This is a genomic window from Nocardioides cremeus (assembly GCF_030518195.1).
Lineage (GTDB): Bacteria > Actinomycetota > Actinomycetes > Propionibacteriales > Nocardioidaceae > Nocardioides > Nocardioides cremeus.
In genome coordinates, this window is sequence record NZ_JAULSC010000305.1 from 1 (window position 1) to 275 (window position 275).

Annotated in this window: 1 protein-coding gene; it reads right to left on the reverse strand. The window is 67.3% G+C overall.

The window, feature by feature from the left end; genetic code table 11:
• Positions 1–133: 133 nt before the first annotated feature.
• Positions 134–265, reverse strand: coding sequence for a 2Fe-2S iron-sulfur cluster-binding protein (locus QWJ41_RS21225; RefSeq protein ID WP_302710487.1), 132 nt, complete (start codon positions 263–265; stop codon positions 134–136).
• Positions 266–275: the final 10 nt, after the last annotated feature.

Genomic DNA, 275 nt, shown 5'->3' on the forward strand with positions numbered 1-275 from the left:
GCGGGTGCGGACACCCATCACAACGATCACCCCGCACAGGGGGAACTCGTTGCCGATCATTTGAACAACCGGTCTAGACCCGCCCCGGACGTGGAGTGGCTGTTACCGCACTGTGGGCCTGCCGTTGCCCGACTCAGTGGTAGGTGGCCCGCACGCTGTCCGTCACCGGGTGCGACTGGCAGGCCAACCGGATGCCGTCGGCCAGGTCCTCGTCGTCGAGGACGTCGTTGTGCGCCATCTTCACCTCGCCCTCCAGGAGCCGCACGGCACACGCG